We start from the raw sequence: 2,620 nt of genomic DNA, 5'->3' as shown, positions 1-2,620 counted from the left end.
CTGTATCATTTGAAAACAAAGAAACAAACCGTGGTGTCTTGACTTTCACAATCTCTCAAGACCAAATCAAACCAGAATTGGACCGTGTATTTAACTCAGTAAAGAAAACTCTTAACGTTCCTGGTTTCCGTAAAGGTCACCTTCCACGCCCTATCTTCGACCAAAAATTTGGTGAAGAAGCTCTTTATCAAGATGCAATGAACGCACTTTTGCCAAACGCTTATGAAGCTGCAGTAAAAGAAGCTGGTCTTGAAGTGGTTGCTCAACCAAAAATTGACGTGACTTCAATGGAAAAAGGTCAAGACTGGGTTATCACAGCTGAAGTCGTGACAAAACCTGAAGTAAAATTGGGCGACTACAAAAACCTTGAAGTATCAGTAGATGTAGAAAAAGAAGTAACTGACGCTGACGTTGAAGAACGTATCGAACGCGAACGCAACAACTTGGCTGAATTGGTTATCAAAGAAGGCGCTGCTGAAAATGGCGACACTGTTGTGATTGACTTCGTTGGTTCTATCGATGGTGTTGAATTTGACGGTGGAAAAGGTGAAAACTTCTCACTTGGACTTGGATCAGGTCAATTCATCCCTGGTTTCGAAGACCAATTGGTAGGTCACTCAGCTGGCGAAACTGTTGATGTTATCGTAACATTCCCAGAAGACTACCAAGCAGAAGACCTTGCAGGTAAAGAAGCTAAATTCGTAACAACTATCCACGAAGTAAAAGCTAAAGAAGTTCCAGCTCTTGATGATGAACTTGCAAAAGATATCGACGAAGAAGTGGAAACTCTTGACGAATTGAAAGAAAAATACCGCAAAGAATTGACTGCTGCGAAAGAAGAAGCTTACAAAGATGCCGTTGAAGGTGCAGCAATCGATAAAGCTGTAGAAAACGCTGAAATCGTAGAACTTCCAGAAGAAATGATCCATGAAGAAGTTCACCGTTCAGTAAATGAATTCCTTGGAAACTTGCAACGCCAAGGTATCAACCCTGACATGTACTTCCAAATCACAGGAACTACTCAAGAAGACCTTCACAAACAATACGAAGCAGAAGCTGAGTCACGTACGAAGACTAACCTTGTTATCGAAGCAGTTGCCAAGGCTGAAGGATTTGACGCTTCAGAAGAAGAAATCCAAAAAGAAATCGAGCAATTGGCAGCAGACTACAACATGGAAGTTGCACAAGTACAAAACTTGCTTTCAGCTGACATGTTGAAACACGATATCACTATCAAAAAAGCTGTTGAATTGATCACAAGCACTGCAACAGTTAAATAATCTTAAAAGAGAAAAAGCCCACCTGACTAGGTGGGTTTTCTGTTGCACTATTTTCCAAAAATCTCTTTGAGGTCTGCATCTGTAATCCCGATCATGGCTGGGATGCTAGACCAGTTTTCCTCGGTGAGGATGTAGAATTGTTCAGAGTCACTTGGTGTGGCAGTTTCAGAGAAGGCTTGTTTGCTTTCTTCAATATTAGTTTCAATTAAATCACTGAAACGCTCAATCAGATAGGTCTTGCGGGCAGTCCCGATATGCTTGACTGCATAGTCAAAGGCCTGTAATTCGCCAAGAAGGATGAGCTTGCTCTTGGCCCGTGTGATAGCTGTGTAGATGAGATTTCGCTCCAGCATGCGCTTGCTAGCACTGGTGATGGGCAGGATGACAACGGGAAACTCACTCCCCTGAGATTTATGAATACTCATGGCATAGGCTAGTCGAATCTTGTACCATTCGTTACGTGGGTAGATGACCTCATTGCCATCAAAATCAATGACAATCTCGTCTTGTTTGGACTCGGTGTATTTACCAGGAATTAGGTCTGTGATGTAGCCTAGGTCTCCATTAAAGACATTGACTTCAGCGTCGTTGACTAGGTGAATGACCTTGTCCCCTGTTCGATAGTGACACTGAGTTGCTTCAAAGCTAACTTGCCCCTTTTGCTGAGGATTGAGCAGGTCTTGCATGAGTTGGTTGATGGCGTCAATACCAGCAGTTCCTCGATACATAGGCGCTAGCACCTGAATATCGCGAGCCGGAATGCCACTTCTGAGGGCAGCACCGAGGATTTTTTCAATGGTAGCTGGGATATGGCCACTAGCGATTTCAAAGTAGGAGCGATCAGCTTTTTTCTGGGTGAAATCTGCTGGCAAGATGCCTTGTCGAATCTGGCTAGCTAAGGTGACGATAGTTGATTCTTCACTCTGACGGTAAATCCGTTCCAAACGAGTCTGAGGAATCAGGGGTATCTGGAGCAGGTCAGCCAGGACTTGTCCGGGACTAACAGAAGGTAGCTGGTCGCTATCGCCCACGATGAGTATTTTACTGTTAGAAGAGATGTTGGAGAAGAGTTGGTTAGCTAGCCAAGTATCCACCATGGAAAACTCATCTACAATGATAAAATCGGCATCCAGATAATCTTCCAGATGGCTGGTATCATCATCACCCGTCATTCCCAAATGGCGGTGGATGGTCGCGCTAGGCAAACCTGTCAATTCATTCATGCGCCGAGCCGCTCGACCAGTTGGAGCTGCTAGAAGAATCGGCAGACTGCTTTTCTTCCTGAGATCAAGCCCTTCTAAGAGGGCATAAACAGCGATAATCCCATTGATAACAGTCGT

The 2,620-nt window shown here is 44.0% G+C and carries 2 protein-coding genes; one reads left to right on the top strand and one right to left on the bottom strand.

Annotation, left to right across the window (positions count from 1 at the left end; translation table 11 throughout):
* The coding region (gene tig, locus GMD4S_RS07860) for a trigger factor (protein WP_000325158.1) at positions 1-1,280 on the top strand (1,280 nt) is incomplete at its 5' end.
* Between the two features lie 47 nt (positions 1,281-1,327).
* Here tig and GMD4S_RS07855 read toward each other — a convergent pair.
* A partial coding sequence (locus tag GMD4S_RS07855; protein WP_000319587.1) for an AAA family ATPase occupies positions 1,328-2,620 on the bottom strand: 1,293 nt, incomplete at its 5' end.

The organism is Streptococcus sp. GMD4S (genome assembly GCF_000296955.1).
The sequence above is the reverse complement of the archived record's forward strand: the minus strand, read 5'-3'. Positions and strand labels throughout refer to the sequence as shown.